We start from the raw sequence: 21,822 nt of genomic DNA, 5'->3' as shown, positions 1-21,822 counted from the left end.
GGGCTCCCGGGTGGCTCCATCGGGGTGGTCAGCCCCCTCCCGTCCCGGGGGCACCCCTGCAGCCAGTCTATCGGCTCCGGGGGCCTCGGCGGGGTGGTGCGGGAAATCTGTGGACAACGAAGGCGGTTGTGGACAACTCGGATCGCGGCGGTGGCGAGGTCCGTGAATGCCACATTGAGGGATTCTGAGTCCCTCAATGTGGCATTCACGGACCCGAACTGGACGCCGGTCGAGGGCGGGGCGGGAGTACGTCCTTTGTGGACAGATACGTCGTGAGGGGAACTTCCGTGGCGTCTAGTGCGCTGAAGGACCCCTTCACAGCGTTCGGGCAGCCCGAGGGACGTGACGCCTGGGCAACGCGACGAAGGCGTCCCTCGGTGAGGCGCCGCGCCGGAGCCGTCAACCGAAGGCGGCACCGCCCGCCTGGCCCAGCAGGATCTCCACGCTCGCCCACAGCACCGCAGCGCACACGCTCCCCGCGGCGAACCGCCGGTACGGCATCGCCGCCGAACCCGCGACCCGCGGCACCAGTGTCCGCACGCCCGCGAGACAGCGTCCGGCGATCACCGCCGGGACGCCGTAGCGGGCCACCGCCGATTCCGCCCGCTCCCAGCGGTGGGCGCCGATGCGGCGCCCGAAACGCGACGAGCGCAGTCGCGGCCCCCAGTATTTTCCCTCCAGATAGGCGAGCTGATCCCCGAGCACCGCGGCCACGACGGCGACCGCCAGCGCCAGTCCCAGGTCAAGGGTGCCCCGCTGCGCGAGGAAGCCCATCAAGAGCAAAGTGGACAGTGTGGGCAGGATGATTCCGGGCAGCAGCGCCGTTTCCGCGGTGATCAACAAGAAACAGATCAGGTAGACCCACGGCGCCGGAGCGTCAAGGAGTGGCCGTAGCAGACTGTCCACGACGCGGTTCCGTTCGGGAGGCGACCGGCAGCGCGGCGCGGTGGACGAAGGCGGGCGGCAGGTTCGGCCACACCACCGGGCCGCGGTCGACGACCGCGAACCGGGCCCGCAACGCGGCGGCGAACCGGCGCGCGGGTGGTGTCCACGCCACGTGCGCGTAGGCGAAGGTGCTGAAGCAGCCTTCCGGGGCGAGGACGGCAGTGACCGCGTCGAGGATGCGGGCCTGCACCGCGTCGGACATGACCGTCCACGGCAGACCGGACACCACGACGTCCACCGGGCCGGCGACGCGCGCGGCCAGTGTCTCGGCGGAGTCCTCGACGACCTCGACCGGCGCGTGTGCGAAGCGACGTCGCAGGTCAGCGGCGAGCCGCGGGTTGATCTCGAACGCGGTCAGCCGCGCGCCGGGCGGCAGCCGGTCGAGGACGGCCCGGGTGAACACGCCGGTGCCGGGCCCGAGTTCGACGACGGTGTTCGCGCGCTCCAGCCCGAGACCCGCGGTCATCGCTTCGGCCAGCGCGGGCGAGCTCGCCGCGATGGCACCGGTGCGGACCGGGTGGCGGAGGAATTCCCTGGTGATCGACATGTTTTCGACGCTAGGAACGGGTCTTGTGGCCCGGCGTCGGCCGCGTCGTCGCGGTTCCGTCCTCCTGCGGAAGGACCCGATCGGTACCGCGGGACGACGCCCGCGCACGGCGATCCGGGTTACGTTCGACGCGTGTACCGGCTGAACATCTGGCTCCGCGGACATCCCTGGGTGCGGGATCTGCCGCTGTACGCCGTGTTCGTGTTCATGCGGCCGATGAGTGAATTCCCGGGCGTCTCGCACGCGATCCTGCTGGTGCCCTACCTCTTCCTGCTGCCGTTGCTGTTCCGGCGGCGGTACCCCAGGACCGCCGCCGTCCTGATCATCGCCGGAGTGGTCACCGCCTACACCAACACCATGTGGGCCTCCGATCGCGGCCGCGGCGACCTCGCACTGGCCGTCGTGCTGTTCACCCTGGTCAAACGAGGTGATCGCCGGTTCGCCGCGGTGGTCGCCTGCTGCATCCTGGCGCTCGACATCGGCTGGGCCGTCACCTGGGGCGTGGCCGCGCAGAACATCCCGACCGCCTTCCTCGCGGGCCTGCCGTTGCACATCGCGGCTTGGGCCCTCGGCGAGTTCTTCCGTGCCAGGGAGAAGCTCACCGAGGAGGAGGGGATCCGCGCCGAACTGGCGATATCCGAGGAGAAGGCACAGGCCAGGGCCGCCGTCGCCGAGGAACGCACCCGCATCGCCCGTGAACTGCACGACGTGCTCGCGCACAGCATGAGCGTCATCGTGCTCAACGCCGAGGGCGCGAAACTCATGCGGCACCAGGATCCCGAGTCCGTCGACAGGACGCTCGACACCATCAGCCGCACCGGCCGCGACGCGCTCGCCGAGCTCCGCAGGCTGCTCGAAGTGCTGCACGCGGGTGAAGCGGGCCGCAGTCCACAACCGACGGTCACCGAGCTGCGTACCCTCGTCGATCAGGTGAGCACCGGAGGCCGCCGCGTCGATCTCGCCGTCACCGGCGAACCCGCCGAGCTGCCGGCGAGCGCGGCGCTGCAGGTGTATCGCATCGTCCAGGAGGCGCTGACCAACATGATCAAACACGCGCCCGCCGACGCCACCGGCCGGGTCGAAGTCGACTTCGGACCTGGCGGCGCCCGGCGCGAAATCCGTGTCGAAGTCACCAATTCCGGCGGCAGGGAACATCCCGCCCCCGCGTTACCGTCGTCGGGACGGGGCCTGACCGGGATGGCGCAGCGGGTCGAGATGTACCACGGCAAGCTGGACACCGGGCCGACGGAAGACGGGGGCTATCGCGTGAGTGCGACTCTCTTGCTGGAGGACGCCGCGTGATCCGCGTCCTGATCTGCGACGACCAGGAGCTGGTGCGGGTCGGGCTGCGGATGATCATCGACAGCCAGCCCGACCTGACCGTCTGCGGCGAGGCCACGAACGGCGAGGAGGCGGTCGCCGCGGCCCGTGAGCTGGTGCCGGACCTGGTGCTGATGGACGTCCGGATGCCGGTGCTGGACGGGGTCGCCGCGACCGAGCGGATCTGCGCCGGGTTCCCGGACGTCCGGGTGCTGGTGATCACCACGTTCGACCTCGACGAGTACGCCTACTCCGCGCTCCGGGCCGGGGCCAGCGGATTCCTGGTCAAGGACGCGCCGTCGGACGAGATGCTGGTGGCCGTGCGCGGAGTGCTGCGCGGCGACGCCATGGTGTCGCCGTCGGTCACCCGGCGGCTGCTGGACCGCTACCTCGCCGACGATCGCACCCCCGCCGACGTGTCCAAACTGGACTCATTGACCGAGCGGGAGAAGGACGTTCTCGGCCTGATCGCACGAGGACTGTCGAACTCCGAGATCGCCGGGAAGCTCTACATCGGCGAGACGACGGTGAAGACGCACGTCGGCCGCATTCTCGGGAAGCTCGGGCTGCGGGACCGGGTGCACGCGGTGGTGTTCGCCTACGAGAGCGGGCTGGTCCGCCCCGGCGGCTGACCGGCCACAGTGGACACTGTGGCCGGTCGGGAAGCGGTCAGCAGCCTTTGAAACGTTTGTCAGCGGCCCAGCCGGTGTTGGCCCAGGTCTGCGGGGACGCCGGGGTGAACCCGGGGAACTGCTTCGCCAGCTCGCCCAGCAGCCAGGTGGTGAACCGGGCCGCGCCCTGCGGGCAGGTGTGGATGCCGTCGGTGCTGCGGTCGATTTTGCCGTCCCGGTCGCGCTGGTAGGTGGCCCCCCACACGGCAGTGCTGTCGAGGACGACGGCGCGTCCGCCGGAGCCGCCCGCCACCTCCTTGGCCACCTGCGGCGTCCGGTTGAGATCGTCCATATGGGACGCGTAGAACTCGTCCGGGGTGATGGGCGGGAACGGGACGAAGACGAGCCGCGCGCCGGCATCCGCCGCCGTCTTCACCAATCGCTCGTACCCGGCGCGCTGCTCCTGCTCGGAGCCCCAGTCGTACGTCGTGATCTGATAGACGATCACGTTGGGCTTGAAATCGCTTACGGTGCCAGGCAAGTCCTTCCACGTCATCTCCGCGATGGGGCCGACCACGCCACCGCCACCGGCCGAGGCGAGCGACTTCAGCGTGAGGCCGCTGGCCTTCGCCGCCGCTTCCAGCGGCAGGGACTCGCCCTCGGCGATCGAGTCACCCATGAACAACACCTTGGACAGCCCCGGCTTGTTCACCGCGGCTTCCTTTGTGGACGTTTCGTTCGCGCAGCCGGCGAGCGCCATCAGCGCCACTGCCAGGCCTGCCATCAGCTTGGTTGTTTTCCTCACGACACCGACCCTGCCGATCCGGTGTCCTGGCACTGTCCCCGGAATGTCGCGGCTTTGTCGCAGGCCGCCACTCCGAGCCTCCCGACGTCGATCGTGGTCGCCGCCGGGGACGGCACGGCCACCCACAGCACGACGAGCGCGGCCATGGCCGAGGCGAACGCGACCGCCCCCGAACGTCCCCGCGCCCAGCGTGCGCGGAACCGGATCGGGTCCTCCACCAGGTACTTCGACAGCGTCGCCAGCCCGATCGACACTACGCAGACGACGGCGGTCCGCGCCCACCCGTCGACACCTGTCCGTTGGGGCGTGAGCAAGAGCAGCACCGGCCAATGCCACAGGTACAGGCTGTAGGAGATCTGCCCCAGCCACCGCAGCGGCGGGCTAGCCAGCACGCGGGCGAACCAGCTTTGCGGTGCCTGTGCACAGAGTGCGACCACCAGCGCGGCCGCGAGCGAATGTGCGAACAGCCCACCACGGAACAGCCACAGTGATTTCTCACCGTCCACCAAGGACCAGGTCACCGCCAGCCCTGCCGTGAGCATGATCAGGACGGCTTTCCCGCCGAACCGGGCGAGCAGGCGCCGCACCGGCTCGGTCGCGGCGAGCGCGCCCAGCATCAGCGAGAACGCGCGGGTGTCGGTGCCGGTGTAGACGCGGGTCGTGTCGGCCGGGTCGAGCAGCACCACCATGAGGATCAGCGACGCCACCGAAACACCGGCCGCGATCACGGCGACCGGCCATTCCGCCCGCCTCGCCCAGCGCGCGACGAGCAGGAGCACCACCGGCCAGATCACGTAGAACTGCTCCTCGACCGCGATGCTCCACAGGTGTTCGAACACCCGGGTCGAGCCGAACCGGTCCCAGTAACTCGCGGACTCGGCGAGCAGATGCCAGTTGACCAGGTCGAACTGCACCCACGGACCGTCCACCAGCGCGAACCGCAGCAGATCCGGCGGGCCCAGCGCCCAGGTCAGCAGCGTGACCCCGGCCAGCATCACCGCCGACGCCGGCACCAGACGGCGCAGGCGCCTGCCCCAGAACGCGACCAGCGACACCGTCCCGGTCGTTTCGACCTCGCGCAGCAGCAGTCCGGTGATGAGGTAGCCCGAAAGCGCGAAAAACAGGTCCACGCCGAGAAAACCGCCGGACAGATGGCCGGTGTGGAACAACAGCACTCCCGCGATCGCGACGCCGCGAAGCCCGTCCAACGCCGGGAGATGCCGCTTTCTTTCCGTGGCACTAGGGGCGGTCAATACGTCAGTCATGCCGCCGAGGGTGGCGACCGTGTGTGCGGGCCGGGTCCACGCCCTGTCGCGGTCGTGTCGCAAGTCGTGGCGCCACATCGGACATCGGGGCATCCTGGGTGCATGCGCCCCGCTGTCGTAGCTCTGCTCGCGTCGGTGACGGCCCTGGTCACGGGCTGTTCGGCCGCGAGCACCCAGCAGTTGCCGGGACCGGCGCCGTCGACGGCGCGACCCGCCGCCGGGGCGTTCAAGGTCGAGCAGGTCGCGTCCGGTCTGGAGCACGGCTGGGACGTCGGCTTCCTGCCCGGCGGCGCCATCCTCGTCACGCAGCGTCCGGGGAAGCTGGCGCTGGTCAGCGGTGACCGCACCACGAACGTCGCCGCGGACTTCTCCGACGTCCTCGTCAACGGCGAGGGCGGCCTGATGGGTCTCTCGGTGAGCGCGGACTTCGCGACGTCCCGCGAGTTCACCACCTGCCAGACGCACAAGGAGGGCGCACGCGCCGTCGACGTCCGGCTGGTGACCTGGAAACTGGCCGAGGACAACGCGAGTGCGGCACGGGTACGGGACCTGCTGACCGGGCTGCCGGTGAACCCGAGCGGGCGGCACTCCGGCTGCCGTCCGACGCTCGGCCCGGACGGCGCGTTGTACGTCGGCACCGGCGACACCGCACGATCGATACTCGCGCAGGACCGGCACAGCCTCGGCGGCAAGGTGCTGCGCATCGACCCGAAGACCGGGGAACCGGTGCCGGGCAACCCGTTCATCGGTTCGGCCGATCCGAACGAGCGGCGGATCTACACCTACGGACATCGGAACGTACAGGGCGTCGCGATCCGGCCGGGCACGAACCAGATCATCACCGCCGAACACGGACCGGCCTTCGACGACGAGGTCAACCTGTTGCGTGCCGGGGCGAACTACGGCTGGGACCCGTCGAAGGGCGGCACCGACAGCAGTTACGACGAGAGCGTCCCGATGACCGACACGAACCGGTTCCCGGACGCCGTCCTTCCACTGTGGACAACCGGGAAGATCACCGAGGCGATCTGCGCCGACGCGTTCCTGACCGGTTCCCGGTGGGGAGCGAACGAGGGCGCGCTGGCCGTCGTCGCGCTGAAAGGACAGAAACTGCTGCTGTTCCAACTCGACGCGGCGGGCACGGTGAAGGACGTCTCGCTGCCGCCGGAGTTCGACGACCGGTTCGGCAGGCTGCGCGCGGCGCGGAGCGGCCCGGACGGCGCCTTGTACGTGACGACGTCCAACGGCACCGACGACAAGCTGCTCCGCGTCACGCCCGCCTGATCGAACTACCCGCTAGCGTCCGGCGAACGCGCCGCCGTTCACGTGCACGACCTGGCCGGTGACGTGCCGGGCGCCGGGGCTCGCCAGGAATGTGACGACCTCGGCGACGTCGTCGGGCTCGCCGGCGCGCTTGGTGAACGTGTTGCCGATGAGCCATTCGCGCCGTTCGTCACTGAGCTTGCCGCGGAAGAACTCGGTGTCGCCGACCAGCCCCGGCGCCACGACGTTCGCGGTGATCCCGCGCGGCCCCAATTCCCTTGCCACGTCGATGTTCCAGGCCTCGATCGCCGCCTTGGCCGCACCGTAGGAGCCGGCCCCGGTGTGCGCCGCGATCGACCCGATCGTGACGACGCGGGCGCCGTCGGCGAGCCGGTCGCGCAGCGCGCGGGTGACCAGCGCCGCGGTGTACACATTGGACTGGATGTTCGCTTCCCACCCCGCGGCGAACGCGGTGAGATCGTCCGGCTGCTCACGCAGGAAGTCGATGTTGCCACCCGCGTTGTTGACCAGCACGTCGACCCGCTCGGGCAGCTCGTCGAGTGCCCTGGTCACCGCGGCGGGGTCGGCCGCGTCGAACACCACCGGCCGGGCACCGAGCAGCGTCGCGGCCTCGCCCAATACCCGTTCGCGGCGCCCGGTGATCGTGACGCGGTCCCCCGCCTTCGCGAAGGCCGACGCCACGGCGTACCCGATGCCGGTACCGCCGCCGGTCACCACGATTTCCCTGCTCTGCCCCATTGTCGAGTACCTCCGTTCGTAGCCGTGTACCCGACCCTAGCGCTGGAGTGGCTCCAGGACGGCTTGGTTTTCGACCCCTATTTCCTGACCGGTTCGAGGCAGTAGCGGGTGCCGCTGAGCACGCTGCCCATGCCGTACCAGACGGCGTCCGTCGCGGTGGGCATCGACGGGCAGTTCTTCGCGATCGGATCGGTGAGCCCGTCGATCTGCGTGACGCCGTCGACCTTGCCGACGACCTTGAACCGCGCGCCCGCGCCGCAGTCGAGCACGGTCAGGCTCTTGTCCTGCACGTTCAGGCAGCTACCCACCACCGGCCTGCGGTGGCCGGGGTTCTTGAGATCCTCCAGGCAGAGCACCTTCTCCTGGGGCAGCGCCGCCGTCCCGGTCCGCTTCCACCGGACCGCGGCGCCCGCGGTCGGTGCCTGGACGCAGGAGTCGCCGCCGAAGCCGAACGCCGACCCCGCTTCGACGGCGACGACCTTGTACCCGGCCTCCCTGCAGGGAACCTTCTCGGTCTTCTGCGATTCGATGGCGTCGCCCTTGAGACAGTCGCCGACGAGCGGCATCCGCTCACCCGGTGTCTTGAGGTCCTCGAGGCAGAACGCCGTGCCGGTGCCCGATCGCGCGCCCTGCCAGAAGATCGCGTCCGCGGTCGGGAACGGCTCACACACCGACGTGGAGATCCGGAGCGCGATCTGCGACTGGTCGGCGACCTTGCCGACGACCTTGTACTTGGCATCCGGCCCGCACGTCACGGTATGAATGCTGTCGGCGTCGTCGACCTGTCCCTGAACGCACGAACCGACGTCCATTCCGGACCCGAGCTTCGGCGCCACCACGACCACGAGCCCGATGACGAACGCCGCGAGGACAGGGATCCCGGTGAACAGCGCGATCTTCAGCCCCCGGCCGCGCTGCTTGACCGGCAGGATCGGCGGTGCCTTCGGCAGTTCCGACAACCCTCTGCCGAACTCGGCCGGGTCCGACGGCAGCTTGTCCATGACGTTCCCCCTCGACGAATGACACCGCGCGTCGCGGGTGTGTGATGTCATCCGTCGCCTGCCCGCGGAACGTTACGCACGACCGGCCATTCCGGACGAAATGTAACCGGCCCCACACACGCGGGCCGGAGTCAGCCGTTGGGGCGCGTCGGGACGCCGCCGGTCACCTCCTGCCAGCCGAGGACCCGGGCACCGAACGCGGTCCCGGTGGAGCGCAGTGTCCACAGTTGACTCTCGCCGGGCGCGTTCGCGGTGACCACCGCGACGTCGGCCTTCCCGTCCTTGTCGAAGTCCCCGGTGGTGAGCACGGATTTCGCCGGGTCGAACTCGCCCGTGCGCCGCCACCAGTCATGCGGGGCGAAGCCGGTCGTGGAACCGAAGACGACCATAGCCGTGTCGCCACCACCGTGGTCGTACATCGCGACGACGTCGGCCTTGCCGTCCCCGTCGACGTCCGCGGCCACCGGAGTGCTCCGTCCGGTACAGAATGGACCGTCCCATGTGGACGCACCGGCATCGAAGGCGGAGCCGGTCGAGCGGTGCACGGTCAGGTTCGCGTGGCAGTCGCCCTCGTCGCGGAGTTCGGCCAGGTCGGTACGGCCGTCGCCGTCGAAGTCGCCGGCGACCAGGTTCGCCTTGGCCGGGTCACCGGGCGAGGTGTACCAGACGACCGGGGCGTTCAGCGCGCCGCCGGGGAACACCGTCACCTGCCAGCCGCCGCCGTCGGCGGGCCGCTGCACCGCGACGTCCGCCTTGCCGTCACCGGTGAAATCGCCGGAGAACATGCGCAGGGTGCTCAGCGGCCACGCCGCGGAGCCGCTGTCCCAGGTGTTGCGGCCCGCGTATCCGTGGCCGTCCGAGGGATACACCGACAGCTGCGCCCGGTCACCGGGTGCCTGGGTGAACGTCGCGACGTCCGTGCGGCCGTCGCCGTCGAAGTCGCCGCGGACGTAGCGCAGCGGCGCGAGGCCGCCCGAGGAGATACCGGCGTCCATCACCACGGTGCCCTGGTAGAAGCCGCCGTCGCGGGCGGTGACGTTCCAGATTCTCCTGCCGCCGAAGTCGTGGTCCATGAACAGGGTGACGTCGGACCGGCCGTCGCCGTTCATGTCCTCGGGCACATGGGCCCGCGGCGCCGGATTGTCCAAAGCGGACAGACCCCAGGACGGGGTGAGGTCGCTGACGTTGCCCGCCCGGTCGACGGCGCGGACGTAGAGACGCGCCGAGGCGACATGGGTGATCGGGTCCTCGAAGACGGTGACCGGGAGCACCGCGCTGCCGTCCGGCGCCGCCTTGATCCGGTGCGTGACCCTTTCGGCCTTGAAGCCGTACATGAACTCCGCGACGTCGGTGTCGCCCGCGGCGGCGCGCAAGGTCACCGTTCCGGTAGTGCGCGCCGGAATCACCGGCTCCCCGTCCGGGAAGTCGGCCGAGGAGATCCGTGGCACGCCAGGACGCACCGCGTCGACCGTGAAATAACAGTCCGGTGTGGACGGACCGACGTCGAGGGCATCCCTTGCCTGCGCGTGGTAGTGGTAGGTCTGGCCGTCCACGAGCACGCCTTCGGGAAGTTCCGACCACGAGAAGGCGCCACTGCCGATCGGCCCGACCTCGGTGGCGTAGGCGAGCGAGCCGTCCGCGCGGAGGATCTCCAGCCTGGTCGTGATGCCGTCCGAGGATTCGGGATCACTGCTCGCCCCGGAGAACTGACGGACCCGTCCGTCATTGAGGGGCGTTGGCGCTTCAGCGGTACCGCAACGAGACGGATAGGACGTGGAAACCCGGGTCACGGTCGGCGGATTGTTGTATTCCACGGTAAGGAAGGCGCTTTCGGGCTTGAGCGCCATTCCCTTGGGCAGATGCTCGTTCCGCAGTTTCACGCCCAGCGTGACGAAGCCGCTGCGTTCGTCCGCGGCCCTTTGCGCAAGCGCTTTCAATGCGTCACTCGCGAATTCCAGTCGCAGGAGGCCACCGCCGCAGGCGTCGCCGGAACTGGTGGCCAGCGGTGCGTCGCCGAGCCAGGCGTCGCGCGAGTTGTTCCAGGTCAGCGGCTGCGCGGGATCGATGGGCCGGACCGCCCAGAGTTCCAGCGTCGTCGGCGAACACGGCTTCGAGGTGTCGACCGAGACGTCGAATTCGGCCTTGTGGATCCGCGATCCGTTCGTCTTCGACGTGTCGATCCGGAAGAATGAGCGGAACACGCCCTTCGGATCGGCCGACCGGCCGACCCGTGCGGCGTCACGCGCGGTTTCCCAGTACGAGCGGTCGGGCTCGTGCTTGTTCACCTGCGTCCAGCGGGACATCGGCGCCGCATGGCCGACGGCTCCCGCGACGTTCTGCCCGGCGAGCGCGACGAGCAGCCCCGCCATCAGCATCGTGACGGCGGCTACTCGCGCGGCGGCGCCTGTTCTCGGTCTTTTTCCCGGCTTGTCGTCGTGAGTCGTGTACAACAACGCGGCCTCCCCATGAGCCGTTCTGGCTGTCACACCACGTACGCGCGCTTCCGGCGCGAAGTTGCCCGCGTCGTCCGAGTATCACCCGAATCGCCCAAACGGCTCACGGTGGGAAAATCAGCAACCTCAGCCGAGCCGCAGCTTCGGCTTGTGCTCCAAATGGGACAGTCCGTTCCACGCCAGGTTCACCAGATGCGCGGCGACCTCCTCGCGTTTGGGCTTGCGCGCGTCGAGCCACCACTGCCCGGTCAACGCGACCATGCCGACGAGCGCCTGCGCGTAGAGCGCGGCCAGTTTCTCGTCGTAGCCCCGTGCCGCGAACTGCTGCGCGAGAATGTGTTCGACCTGGCTGGCGATGTCGTTCAGGACCGTGGAGAACGTCCCGGTCGAACTCGCCACCGGCGAATCCCTGACGAGGATGCGGAATCCGTCGTGCGAGTGCTCGACGTAGCTGAGCAGCGCGATCGCCGCCTGTTCCAGCATCACCCTCGGGTGCCCACCGTGCAGAGTGGACACCATCCGGTCGAGCAGGAGCTGGGTCTCGCGGTCGACGACGACCGCGTAGATCCCCTCTTTCCCGCCGAAATGCTCGTACACGACCGGTTTGGACACGTTCGCCCGGTGCGCGATCTCCTCGATCGACGTCCCGTCGAAGCCCTTTTCCGCGAACAGGGCGCGCGCCACGTTCAGGAGTTGTTGCCTGCGTTCGCTTCCGGTCATCCGCACCCGGGTCACCGGGGCCGCCGGACGAGCCCCGGTGACCGTTTCACGCTTTCCCCGCCTTCGTGCCGCCACTACGGCACTGTAGCCGAGCTATGCGATTTATTTACTTTCGGTAGCGATCCGCGCCAGACGCTGCGGGGTCGGCCAGCGCACGTCGTGCACCCAGCCGAACTTTTCGAAGATCCAGATGAGCCGGGCCGACATGTCGAGCTGGCCGCGCTTGACGCCGTGCCGCGCGGACGTCGGGTCGGCGTGGTGCAGGTTGTGCCACGACTCGCCGAAGGAGAAGATCGCCAGCGGCCAGAAGTTCGCCGACCGGTCCCGCGCGGCGAACGGGCGCTCGCCGATCATGTGGCAGATCGAGTTCACCGACCAGGTCACGTGGTGCAGCACGCAGACCCGGACCAGCCCGGCCCAGAAGAACGCGGTCACCGCGCCCCACAGCGACCAGGTGACCAGTCCGCCGATCAGCGCGGGCCCGAACAGGCTCACCAGCGCCCACAGCCAGAACAGGCTGTCCACCTTCTTGATGGCCGGGTCCTTGACCAGGTCCGGGGCGAACCGCTCCTGGTTGGTGGTGTCGCGCTCGAACAGCCAGCCCATGTGCGCGTGCCAGAAACCCTTGGCGATGGCCACCGGCGAGGTGCCGAACGCCCACGGCGAGTGCGGATCGCCGTCACGGTCGGAGAAGGCGTGGTGCCGGCGGTGGTCGGCGACCCAGGTGATCACCGGACCCTGCAGCGCGACGCTGCCCGCGACGGCCATCACGACGCGCAGCCATGGCTTGGCCTTGAACGAACCGTGCGTGAAGTAGCGGTGGTAGGCGACGGTGACCCCGAGCCCGCTGATTCCGTAGAAGACGACGAAGAGCGCGACGTCGACCCAGTTCAGTCCCCAGCCCCAGGCGAAGGGGACGGCGACGAGCAGAGCGGCGAGCGGTGCGATCACACCGAAGTAGACCGAAACCTGGACGCCGACGGAGCGTGTTCCGCCGTAGAGGGGCTTGGGGCCCTTCGGGGCCGATGGCTCCCCGGTGGGCTGAGAACGGTCGAGCGTGGCCGTCATGCAGTTCACTTCTTCCTACGTGCATCCCTGCGAAGGGTTACCTAACCTACGATGCCGTAAGTTACGGTACAGGAGGTTTTGGCGGCTGGGGAGGGGCGAACGGCCGCGCGGGGGACGACAACCATGTCCGCGGATACCCGCCACGGCGGGAGATAACCCCTCCCGCACGGGGCCGCGCCGATCGTCGCTATTCTGACCAGGAACGATCCGCCGTAGTGTAATCGGCAGCACTTCAGATTTTGGTTCTGACAGTTCAGGTTCGAATCCTGGCGGCGGAGCAGCGCGAGACGGACAGCGAGCAGCGGGGGTGAGCGCGGCTGAGCGACGAGACGACGATCGACGGCTTCGCGGGAACGGCCAGGCGGCCGACCTTGGTCGAAATGTCCGACGCCTGGCTGGTCGGCCGCGCCCGCGAGCTGACGGCCGCGGTGCAGCGTCTGGAACACGCCCAGCAGCTCGAAATCGTCGCCACGATGGACGAGCTCCTCGACGAGACACAGCGCCGCGGTGAACCGCTGCTGGTCGCGCAGCTGCTGCGCGCGTCCGCACTGGCCAGGCTGCTCACCCGCGGACTCGCCGCGGAGGCGGAGCCCCGGCTCGACGAGATGCTCGCGCACACCCGCCGCCACGGCCTCGCGCTGCTGCGCGCCGACGCGCACGCGCTGCGCGGGCGCCGGCTCGTGCTGGCCGAGCAGGAGGACGCCGCGCTCACCGAGATCGCGCGGGCGCTGGCCATCCTCGACGATTCGACGATCCCGGACCGCGGCGTCGGCGTCCGCAACTGGAACCGGATGCAGTCCACCGCGCTGATCGACTGCTGGATCGTGCTCAACCAGCTCGGCGTGTACGAGGCGGCCGAGGAGGTCATCGGCCGCGCCCACCAGGCCATCCGCGAGAGCGCCAGCCCGCACGAGATCACCCTGCAGCTGTTCAACCGCGTCAAGATGCTGCTCGGCTGGGGTCTGCGGCTCGAACGCGTCGAGCAGTACGAGGCGAGCGCGGAGAAGTTCCGCGTCGCCGCGTCGATGGCCGAGGCCGCGGAGGGCCCGTTCGCCGAATCGCTGTTCCCTCGCAAGGCCGGGGTGGCCGCGGTCGACCAGGTCGGCGCGCTCGCCGCCGCGCTCGCGCTGAACAACCCCGGCGAAGAGCACATCGAACGGCTCGAGCACCTGTACTCCGGCCTCGGGTTCCCGTACGAGAAGGAAGTCGTGGCCATCGCGCTGGCCCGCTGCCTGGACAAGGCCGGGCGCCGCGAAGAGGCGCTCGACGTCCTGCGCACGACGAAGAAGGCCATGGCCGCGGACATCTCGCAGCCGACCATGCGGCTCAACGTCTCGCGCGAACTGGCCCGCCTCGACACCACCCCGGACTACGCGTCCGGTGCCAGCCAGTCGCTGATCGACTACGCGACGACGCTGGAGGCCGAGATGTGGACGCTGCGCGAATCGCAGATCGCCACGCTCAACGCGCGCCGCGAGCACGAGCGGCTGTCGGCCGAGCACGGCGCGATCACCCAGCAGGCGCTGCAGGATCCGCTCACCGGGCTGCCCAACCGCCGCGCGCTCGACGAGAAGCTGCGCATGCTGTCCTCGTCGGCCGACGCGCAGCCGCTGGCGGTCGCGCTCGTCGACCTCGACGGCTTCAAGGGCGTCAACGATCAGCAGTCGCACGCCGAGGGCGACAACGTGCTGCGGGTCGTCGCCAGCACTCTGCGCGACGCGTTGCGCGGCGACGACGTCGTCGCGCGCTACGGCGGTGACGAGTTCATCGTGCTGCTGCCCGGTGCGCCGGCGTCGGCGGCGAAGATGGCGCTCGGCCGCGCGGTGAAGTCCGTCGCGCAGCTCCCGCACCACCTTTCGCACGGCGTGACGCTGTCGATCGGGCTCGTCTCGCTGCGCCCGCAGGAGCGTGCCGAACAGGTGCTCGCGCGGGCGGACGCGGCGATGTACGAGGCGAAGCGCGGCGGCGGCAACCAGGTCGCCTCGGCGAATTCGATGACGGCCGAACCGGCGAACGTTTGGCCTGGTGAGGATGCTCCGACCGACCCCGCGTGGGGCGCCGAGGAGCCCACGTAGGATCGAACCCCGACAGAGCATGAGTTGGTGAACTGTTGGGAGTGTCGTGACCGGCCCGCTGAGCACGTTGATCCTCGCCGCGGGTGAGGGCACCCGCATGCGATCCGCCACCCCGAAGGTGCTGCACCCGATCGCCGGGAGACCGCTGGTCGAGCACGCCGTGCGGGCGGCGGCGGGGCTCGAACCGGAGCATCTGGTGGTGGTGATCGGACACGGCCGCGAGGCGGTCGGCGCGGAGCTGGGCCGCATCGGCGACACGCTCGGGCGCGGGGTGACCACCGCCGTCCAGACCGAGCAGAAGGGCACCGGGCACGCGGTGTCGTGCGCGCTGGCCGCGCTGCCCGACGGCCTGACCGGCACGGTGATCGTCAGCTACGGCGACGTGCCGCTGCTGGACACCGCGACGCTGTCCGCGCTGCTGGCCGAGCACACCGGGACGGGCAATTCGGTGACCGTGTTGACCGCGGTCGTCGCCGACCCGACCGGCTACGGCCGCATCCTGCGGGACGAGGCGGGCGCGGTGGCGGCGATCGTCGAACAGAAGGACGCGACGCCCGAGCAGCACGAGATCACCGAGATCAACTCCGGGGTGTACGCCTTCGACGCGGCTGTGCTGGCCGACGGGCTCTCCCGGCTCTCCACCGACAACGCCCAGGGCGAGCTGTACCTGACCGACGTGCTGGCCATCGCGCGTGGCGACGGCAAGGGCGTCGGGGCCCTGGTGGTCGACGACCCGTGGGTGACCGAGGGGATCAACGACCGGGTCCAGCTGGCGACGCTGGGCGCCGAGCTGAACCGCCGGATCATCCGCGGCTGGCAGCGCTCCGGCGTCACGATCGTGGACCCGGGCAGCACCTGGATCGACGCGGGCGTCACGCTCGAACGGGACGTCGTCCTCGAGCCGGGAGTGCAGCTCAAGGGGACGACGGCGGTCGGCGAGGGTGCCACGGTCGGCCCGGACAGCACGCTGGAGAACGTCCGCGTCGGCGCGGGGGCGTCGGTGGTGCGGACGCACGGTTCGGACTCCGAGCTGGGCGACGGCGTCAAGGTCGGGCCGTTCACCTACCTGCGGCCGGGCACGAAGCTGGGGGCGAAGGGGAAGCTCGGCGCGTTCGTCGAGACCAAGAACGCCGACATCGGTACCGGGACGAAGGTGCCGCACCTGACCTACGTCGGCGACGCGGTCATCGGCGAGCACAGCAACATCGGCTGCTCGAGCGTGTTCGTCAACTACGACGGCGTCAACAAGCACAAGACCGAAATCGGGTCGTACGTGCGGCTGGGCGCGGACAACACGTTCGTCGCGCCGGTGAAGGTGGGTGACGGCGCCTACAGCGGGGCGGGGGCGGTGATCCGCGAGGACGTGCCACCGGGCACGCTCGCGGTGTCCGCGGGACCGCAGCGCAACATCGAAGGCTGGGCGATCCGGCGCAGGCCGGGCACGCCCGCGGCGGAGGCGGCGGAAGCCGCGCTCGCCGCACAGCAGGACACCACCGTTGTGTCCGAACCGGTAGTAGGAAACGACGGGGAGTCGCCAGCATGAGTCAGAAGTCCGGCACGCCGAAGAAGAACCTGATGCTCTTCTCCGGCCGCGCGCACAAGGAACTCGCGGACGAGGTCGCCAAATACCTCGACGTGACCATCACGCCGCAGACCGCGCACACCTTCGCCAACGGCGAGCTGTTCGTGCGGTTCGAGGAGTCGGTGCGCGGCTGCGACGCGTTCGTCATCCAGAGCCACACGACGCCCATCAACGAGTTCGTGATGGAGCAGCTGATCATGGTGGACGCGCTCAAGCGGGCGAGCGCGAAGCGGATCACCGTGGTCATGCCGTTCTACCCGTACGCGCGGCAGGACAAGAAGCACAAGGGCCGCGAGCCGATCTCGGCGCGGCTCATCGCGGACATGTTCAAGACCGCGGGCGCCGACCGGATCATGACCGTCGACCTGCACACCGCGCAGATCCAGGGCTTCTTCGACGGCCCCGTCGACCACCTGATGGCGCAGAGCGTGCTGGCCGAGCACATCAAGAAGACCTACGGCGGCTCCGACATCGCGGTCGTTTCGCCGGACTCGGGCCGTGTGCGGCTGGCCGAGAAGTGGGCGCAGCAGCTGGGTGACCGGCCGATCGCGTTCATCCACAAGACCCGCGACCCCGACAAGCCGAACCAGGCCGTCGCCAACCGCGTCGTCGGGCACGTCGAGGGCAAGCTGTGCGTGCTGGTCGACGACATGATCGACACCGGCGGCACGATCGTCAAGGCCACCGACGCGCTGCTCGACGAGGGCGCCGCCGACGTGGTCATCGCGACCACGCACGGCATCCTGTCCGACCCGGCGACCGAGCGGCTCTCGAACTGCAAGGCCCGCGAGGTCATCGTCACGAACTCGCTGCCGATCCCGCCGGAGAAGCACTTCCCGGGCCTGACGGTGCTCTCCATCGCGCCGATGCTGGCCGAGGCTATCCAGCAGGTCTTCGAGGACGGCTCGGTGACGTCGCTGTTCGACGGCGCCGCGTAAGTCTCACCGCACATGCCGTTAAGGCCACCTTACGGGCATCAGACGCCCGTAAGGTGGCCTTAACGGCATTTCCGTCCACTGTGGACACGTCCGCTGGGCGCGAAATCGGGCCGCCGAGGGGACGCGGGCCGCTAACGTCTGCGGCATGGGGAAATTCAGGTTCGGGATCGGGCTGCGGGCCCTGGAAAACCAGGACGAGTGGATCGCGAAGTGCCGCCGGGCCGAGGAGCTCGGGTACGACGCCATCACCGTCCCCGATCATCTCGGCAAGGGCAGGATGGCGCCGTTCCCGGCGCTCGCGGTCGCGGCGGCGGTCACCGAGCGGCCTCGTCTGGGGCCGTTGGTGTCCAACGTGCCGTTCTACAACCTCGGCCTCTTCGCCCGTGAGGTCTCGACGACGGTCAAGCTCACCGGCGGCAGGCTCGACCTCGGGCTCGGCGCCGGGCACATGAAGCACGAGTTCGACGACGCCGGGCTGCCGTGGAGCCCTGCCCGCGAACGCATCGCCTTCCTCGGCAAGAGCCTCGGTGAGCTGGAGAAACACTTCGAGGACGAAGGCGTGGAAGCGCCGCCGCTGCTCATCGCGGGCAACAGCGACGGCGTCCTCGATCTCGCCGCGGCCCACGCCGACATCGTCGGGTTCGCGGGACTGCGTCAGGCACCGGGCAAGCCACCGGGCACGTTCATCCTCGACGACGCCGCCACGGTGGACGAACGCGTCGGCCACTTCCGCGCCAAGGCCGCTGGCCGCGAGACCGAGGCCAACATGCTCGTCCAGAAGGTGACCGTGACCGCCGACCGGCGTGCGGCCGCCGCGGAATGGGCGGCCGACATCCCGTGGCTGAACCTCGACGTCGACGCGTTGCTGGAAGCGCCGCAACTGCTGCTCGGCACGATCGACGAGATCATCGAGCAGCTCGTCGCCCGGCGCGAGCGCTACGGCTTCTCCTACATCACGGTGTTCGAACCGGCGATGGAAGACTTCGCGCCGGTCGTCACCGAGCTGTCCGGCAAATGATCAGTACGCGACAGTGAAGCGCCGCCGCGAGTGCTTCGGCTGCTCGATCTCGTCCACGAACGCGATCGCGTAGTCGTCGCCGCCGATCTTCGACGCGCCGTTCTCGTCGGCCAGCAGGACGTCGCCGCCGAGCCGGAACTTCCCGGTCCGCTCGCCCGCGGCCCAGGCACCGAACTCGGCGGCGGGGCTGACGTAGAACCAGTCCACATCGGACGGCAGCTCCCGCACCGCGGCAAGCACGTCGGCGTGGTTGCCCGCCTCGGGCTTGTACTCGTCGGGGAACTCCGGGGTGTCGATCAGCCGCGGCCCGCCCTCGACCACGTGCAGGCTGCCCGCACCGCCGACGAACGCGAGCCGCGCGCCCTCGGCGACAGCGGCCTTCGCCAGCGACGGGACGGCGTCCAGCAGCTTCCGGCCGTCGGCGTCCTCGCGCGCCGGGGTGGCGACGACCAGCACGTCCGCGCCCTTCGCGACCTCGGCGACGAACGGCGCGTCGTGCAGCGAGCCGGCCCGCGCGGTGAAGTCACCGGAAATCCCGTCGACGTTGCGCGCGACGCCGACCACGTCGTGCCCACGCCGCCGCGCCTCGGCGCCGATCCTGCCCCCGGCGTATCCGGTCGCGCCGAAAATCACCAGCTTGGCCATCGCGTACTCCTCAATCTTGTTCGATCCAGCGATGACGCCGATGGTAGGAACGCGGATTCGGCTACTTCAACGAAAGCAACGCACCCCGGGGTAGGCGTACAGCTCAGCGCGCCGGCGCCGTCCACATGCCGGGAACACCCGTGGGAACTCAGCCGCCGATCGTGGCGAAATCCGACTGCACGGCCTGCTTGGTCTTCTCGACGTCGACCGGCGCCCGCACCTCGCCGACCGCCGTCGGCTTCGCCAGTACCCGATAGCTCGCGGTCTTGTTGGGCAGCTGGAAACGGACGTCGCAGGCCAGCGTGAGCGTGGCCTCCGGCGCCGTGTTCCCGTCGGCCTTGCAGGTCTGCGCGCCGAGCGAATCGGCGCTGACCTCGACGGTGAGGGTGACGTGCACCGAGGTCCCCTGGCCGCCGCCGACGACCGAACTGGTCAGGTCGACCGTGGTCTTGCAGGTGCCGTCGTAGTCCTTGCAGTCGAGCTTGTCGCCCAGCACCGTGACGCTGGCCCGCGCGAGCGCGTCGAGCGGCTGGCCGATGGCGCCGACCGCGGCGTCGAGGTCGCTGTGGAACTTCTTCAGCGCGTCACCGGTGATCGGCTCGACCCGCAGGTCCGTGCCGAGTTTCGCGCCCGCCTGCTGGTCGAGCAGCGCCGGGGCGAAGCTGACCACGCGGTTCGGCTGTGCCGTGGTGACACGGAGTTTGCCGAGCCCACTGCCCACTTCGTACACCTCGGTGCCGTCGGGCAGCTTGGCCCGCACCGGTTCCCGCACCTGGTCCATTGAGGACAGTGCGGTACGCAGCCCGGCGGCGACCTTCGCGGGCGCGAGCCGCGCCGCGGGGTCGAGCGGCAGCTCCGACGGCGCCGAGCGCACCCAGCTCGTGCCGAACTGCGCGCCGTCGTCGGGTCCGTGTGCCTTCCAGTAGTCGGGGTTGGCGGCCAGGTAGAGCTGCCCGGCCGCGATCGCGACCTGCACCGGCTGGCCTTCGATGGGCAGCACGCCCACCGCGCTGCCGCCCCGGGTGACGCGCCACTGCTGATCGCCCCCTGGCAAGGTGCTGCCGTAGGCCAGCGCGGGCGCCTGTTCGAGCGCGGTGAGCGCGGTGTCGACGGCCGCGCGCTGCTGAGCGCGTTTGCCGGCCAGCTGCCGATCGCCCGCCGAGAGCCCGGCACTGCCCTGCACGGCCGCCTGACAGCCGCTGAGCAGCAGCGCCAGCGCCACCACCGCGGTGCCCCATCCAGCTCGCATACCGTTCCTCCGCCGCACCGAAATCCCATCGCGGCGGCGCGCGCCACGCATGCGGATCTGTCCGTCACGCACCGGATCCCCCGGGCGTGAGGCCTGCCCGTGGCACCCACCGCAACCTACCGGTTCCCGCCTGGTTTACACTTTCCAGGTTGTCTCGGCGAGGCGGGTTCCTGCCCTGGTGCCCGGCGTGATCGACGCGGCGGCTTTGAGGCCCCCGTGTTTGTGCACGCCTGGACTCGCCGCCGAACGCAGCCGCCCCGTACAGCCCATCCCCGCGCAGCATGTTTCCACCGAACATGTTGGTGAAAGAAGGAGTGCTCAACCGTGTCCGAGGTACGTCTTTCCGTCGAGCCGCGCACCGAGTTCGGCAAGGGCGCCGCGCGTCGCACGCGTCGCGCCGGCAAGATCCCCGCGGTCCTCTACGGCCACGGCTCGGACCCGCGGCACTTCGCGCTGCCGGCGATCGAGTTCGCCCGTGTCGTCCGCGAGAACGGCAGCAACGCCGTCATCACGCTGGACCTGGAGGGCTCCGTCGAGCTCGCGCTGACCAAGACCATCGTGGTCCACCCGCTGAAGAACTACATCGAGCACGTCGACCTGCTGGTCGTCAAGCGCGGTGAGAAGATCACCGTCGACGTCCCGGTCGTCGTCACCGGCACGCCCGGCCCGGGCACCCTGGTCACCCAGGACCTCGACACCCTGCAGGTCGAGGTCGAGGCCCTGCACATCCCCGAGCAGGTCGAGGTCTCGGTCGAGGGCGTCGAGGCCGGCTCCCAGATCCTCGCCTCGCAGGTCACCCTGCCCGCGGGCGCGACGCTGGTCACCGACGCCGAGGCGCTCGTCGTCGCGGTGAACGAGGCCCGCGCCACCGAGTCCGAGGACGAGGGTGGCGAAGAGGCCGCCACCGAAGAAGCCGCCGAGTAATCCCTACTCTGTGAGTGACTGTGTCTGAAGACGTGCCGGGGGCCGGCGAGCTGGTACTGCTCGCCGGCCTCGGCAATCCCGGGCCGCAGTACGCCGGCAACCGGCACAACGTCGGGTTCATGGTGCTCGACGAGCTGGCCTCGCGGATCGGCGGCAGGTTCAAGGCCCACAAGAGCGGCGCCGAGGTGGTCGAAGGCAGGCTGGCCGGCTCCCGGGTGGTGCTGGTCAAACCGCGTTCGTACATGAACCTCTCCGGTGGTCCTGTCGTCGGCGCCGCCCGGTTCTACAAGGTCCCGGCCTCCGGGGTCGTCGTCGTGCACGACGAGCTGGACGTCGACTTCGGCGCGCTGAAGCTGAAGCTGGGCGGCGGGGACAACGGCCACAACGGCCTGCGGTCCATCACGAAATCGCTGGGCACCCGTGACTACTACCGGGTCCGCTTCGGCATCGGCCGCCCGCCCGGCCGCCAGGATCCGGCCGATTTCGTGCTCAAGGACTTCTCGACGGTCGAGCGCAAGGAGCTCCCGTTCGAGGTCGACCGCTGCGCCGACGCGGTGGAGGCGCTCGTCTCGACCGGGCTGGCCGCCGCGCAGAATGCCTTCCACGCGGGCTAAGGAAGCTGGCAACCTGGAGT

At 69.8% G+C, this 21,822-nt stretch carries 20 protein-coding genes and 1 tRNA gene; 10 read left to right on the top strand and 11 right to left on the bottom strand.

Annotated features, from left to right (window positions below; translation table 11 throughout):
• Nucleotides 1-399: 399 nt before the first annotated feature.
• Nucleotides 400-906: a DedA family protein gene (locus ACFW0G_RS09590; protein WP_378324466.1), complete on the bottom strand. Its 507-nt coding sequence runs from the start codon at nt 904-906 to the stop codon at nt 400-402.
• Complete coding sequence (locus ACFW0G_RS09585; RefSeq protein WP_378324465.1) at nt 878-1,492, bottom strand: class I SAM-dependent methyltransferase; 615 nt, start codon at nt 1,490-1,492, stop codon at nt 878-880. The genes ACFW0G_RS09590 and ACFW0G_RS09585 overlap by 29 nt, the downstream gene beginning before the upstream one ends.
• Before the next feature lie 132 nt (nt 1,493-1,624).
• Between ACFW0G_RS09585 and ACFW0G_RS09580 the strand changes: the two genes are divergently transcribed.
• Nucleotides 1,625-2,794 carry a sensor histidine kinase gene (locus tag ACFW0G_RS09580; protein WP_378324464.1) on the top strand — a complete coding sequence of 390 codons (1,170 nt, stop codon included), beginning with the start codon at nt 1,625-1,627 and terminating at the stop codon, nt 2,792-2,794.
• Entirely contained in the window at nt 2,791-3,444 is a 654-nt protein-coding gene (locus ACFW0G_RS09575; RefSeq protein WP_378324463.1) for a response regulator, read from the top strand. Before ACFW0G_RS09580 ends, ACFW0G_RS09575 begins: the two co-directional genes overlap by 4 nt.
• A 37-nt stretch (nt 3,445-3,481) precedes the next feature.
• Here ACFW0G_RS09575 and ACFW0G_RS09570 read toward each other — a convergent pair whose 3' ends face one another.
• Both ACFW0G_RS09570 and ACFW0G_RS09565 read right to left on the bottom strand, forming a co-directional pair.
• Nucleotides 3,482-4,228, bottom strand: a complete 747-nt coding sequence (locus ACFW0G_RS09570) for an SGNH/GDSL hydrolase family protein (RefSeq protein WP_378324461.1) — start codon at nt 4,226-4,228, stop codon at nt 3,482-3,484.
• Complete coding sequence (locus ACFW0G_RS09565; protein WP_378324460.1) at nt 4,225-5,493, bottom strand: acyltransferase family protein; 1,269 nt, start codon at nt 5,491-5,493, stop codon at nt 4,225-4,227. The genes ACFW0G_RS09570 and ACFW0G_RS09565 overlap by 4 nt, the downstream gene beginning before the upstream one ends.
• 102 nt (nt 5,494-5,595) lie before the next feature.
• Here ACFW0G_RS09565 and ACFW0G_RS09560 point away from each other — a divergent pair, with 102 nt between their 5' ends.
• Nucleotides 5,596-6,777, top strand: coding sequence for a PQQ-dependent sugar dehydrogenase (locus ACFW0G_RS09560; RefSeq protein ID WP_378324458.1), 1,182 nt, complete (start codon nt 5,596-5,598; stop codon nt 6,775-6,777).
• Between the two features lie 12 nt (nt 6,778-6,789).
• Here ACFW0G_RS09560 and ACFW0G_RS09555 read toward each other — a convergent pair whose 3' ends face one another.
• The 5 genes from ACFW0G_RS09555 to ACFW0G_RS09535 all read right to left on the bottom strand — a co-directional run bounded on the left by ACFW0G_RS09555 (nt 6,790) and on the right by ACFW0G_RS09535 (nt 12,757).
• Nucleotides 6,790-7,515, bottom strand: a complete 726-nt coding sequence (locus tag ACFW0G_RS09555) for an SDR family NAD(P)-dependent oxidoreductase (RefSeq protein ID WP_378324457.1) — start codon at nt 7,513-7,515, stop codon at nt 6,790-6,792.
• Nucleotides 7,516-7,592: 77 nt separating this feature from the next.
• Nucleotides 7,593-8,516 carry a hypothetical protein gene (locus tag ACFW0G_RS09550; RefSeq protein ID WP_378324456.1) on the bottom strand — a complete coding sequence of 308 codons (924 nt, stop codon included), beginning with the start codon at nt 8,514-8,516 and terminating at the stop codon, nt 7,593-7,595.
• Nucleotides 8,517-8,647: 131 nt separating this feature from the next.
• Nucleotides 8,648-10,969, bottom strand: coding sequence for an FG-GAP repeat domain-containing protein (locus tag ACFW0G_RS09545; protein WP_378324455.1), 2,322 nt, complete (start codon nt 10,967-10,969; stop codon nt 8,648-8,650).
• A gap of 126 nt (nt 10,970-11,095) precedes the next feature.
• Nucleotides 11,096-11,689: a TetR family transcriptional regulator gene (locus ACFW0G_RS09540; protein WP_378324454.1), complete on the bottom strand. Its 594-nt coding sequence runs from the start codon at nt 11,687-11,689 to the stop codon at nt 11,096-11,098.
• 102 nt (nt 11,690-11,791) lie between these two features.
• Nucleotides 11,792-12,757, bottom strand: coding sequence for an acyl-CoA desaturase (locus tag ACFW0G_RS09535; protein WP_378324453.1), 966 nt, complete (start codon nt 12,755-12,757; stop codon nt 11,792-11,794).
• Nucleotides 12,758-12,963: 206 nt separating this feature from the next.
• On the opposite strand from ACFW0G_RS09535, the gene ACFW0G_RS09530 reads away from it, so the two are divergent.
• From ACFW0G_RS09530 to ACFW0G_RS09510, 5 genes are all read left to right on the top strand, one after another.
• Nucleotides 12,964-13,035 (top strand) — tRNA-Gln (locus ACFW0G_RS09530).
• Nucleotides 13,036-13,137: 102 nt separating this feature from the next.
• Entirely contained in the window at nt 13,138-14,832 is a 1,695-nt protein-coding gene (locus ACFW0G_RS09525; protein WP_378324452.1) for a diguanylate cyclase domain-containing protein, read from the top strand.
• Nucleotides 14,833-14,878: 46 nt separating this feature from the next.
• Nucleotides 14,879-16,375, top strand: a complete 1,497-nt coding sequence (gene glmU, locus ACFW0G_RS09520; RefSeq protein ID WP_378324451.1) for a bifunctional UDP-N-acetylglucosamine diphosphorylase/glucosamine-1-phosphate N-acetyltransferase GlmU — start codon at nt 14,879-14,881, stop codon at nt 16,373-16,375.
• Nucleotides 16,372-17,352: a ribose-phosphate diphosphokinase gene (locus tag ACFW0G_RS09515; protein WP_378324450.1), complete on the top strand. Its 981-nt coding sequence runs from the start codon at nt 16,372-16,374 to the stop codon at nt 17,350-17,352. Before glmU ends, ACFW0G_RS09515 begins: the two co-directional genes overlap by 4 nt.
• Nucleotides 17,353-17,497: 145 nt before the next feature.
• Nucleotides 17,498-18,370, top strand: a complete 873-nt coding sequence (locus ACFW0G_RS09510; RefSeq protein WP_378324449.1) for a TIGR03621 family F420-dependent LLM class oxidoreductase — start codon at nt 17,498-17,500, stop codon at nt 18,368-18,370.
• Here the strand turns inward: ACFW0G_RS09510 and ACFW0G_RS09505 are convergent, their stop codons facing one another.
• Nucleotides 18,371-19,015 carry an NAD(P)-dependent oxidoreductase gene (locus tag ACFW0G_RS09505; RefSeq protein ID WP_378324448.1) on the bottom strand — a complete coding sequence of 215 codons (645 nt, stop codon included), beginning with the start codon at nt 19,013-19,015 and terminating at the stop codon, nt 18,371-18,373.
• A gap of 148 nt (nt 19,016-19,163) precedes the next feature.
• Nucleotides 19,164-20,264, bottom strand: a complete 1,101-nt coding sequence (locus tag ACFW0G_RS09500; RefSeq protein ID WP_378324446.1) for a hypothetical protein — start codon at nt 20,262-20,264, stop codon at nt 19,164-19,166.
• Between the two features lie 324 nt (nt 20,265-20,588).
• Between ACFW0G_RS09500 and ACFW0G_RS09495 the strand changes: the two genes are divergently transcribed.
• The gene (locus ACFW0G_RS09495; protein WP_378324445.1) at nt 20,589-21,188 is read left to right on the top strand and encodes a 50S ribosomal protein L25/general stress protein Ctc; all 600 of its coding nucleotides are present in this window, start codon (nt 20,589-20,591) and stop codon (nt 21,186-21,188) included.
• 20 nt (nt 21,189-21,208) lie between these two features.
• A complete protein-coding gene (pth, locus tag ACFW0G_RS09490) occupies nt 21,209-21,802 on the top strand; it encodes an aminoacyl-tRNA hydrolase (protein ID WP_378324517.1) in 594 nt (197 codons plus the stop codon).
• Nucleotides 21,803-21,822 lie beyond the last annotated feature (20 nt).

The organism is Amycolatopsis sp. NPDC058986, assembly GCF_042741125.1.
Lineage (GTDB): Bacteria > Actinomycetota > Actinomycetes > Mycobacteriales > Pseudonocardiaceae > Amycolatopsis.
The sequence above is the reverse complement of the archived record's forward strand: the minus strand, read 5'-3'. Positions and strand labels throughout refer to the sequence as shown.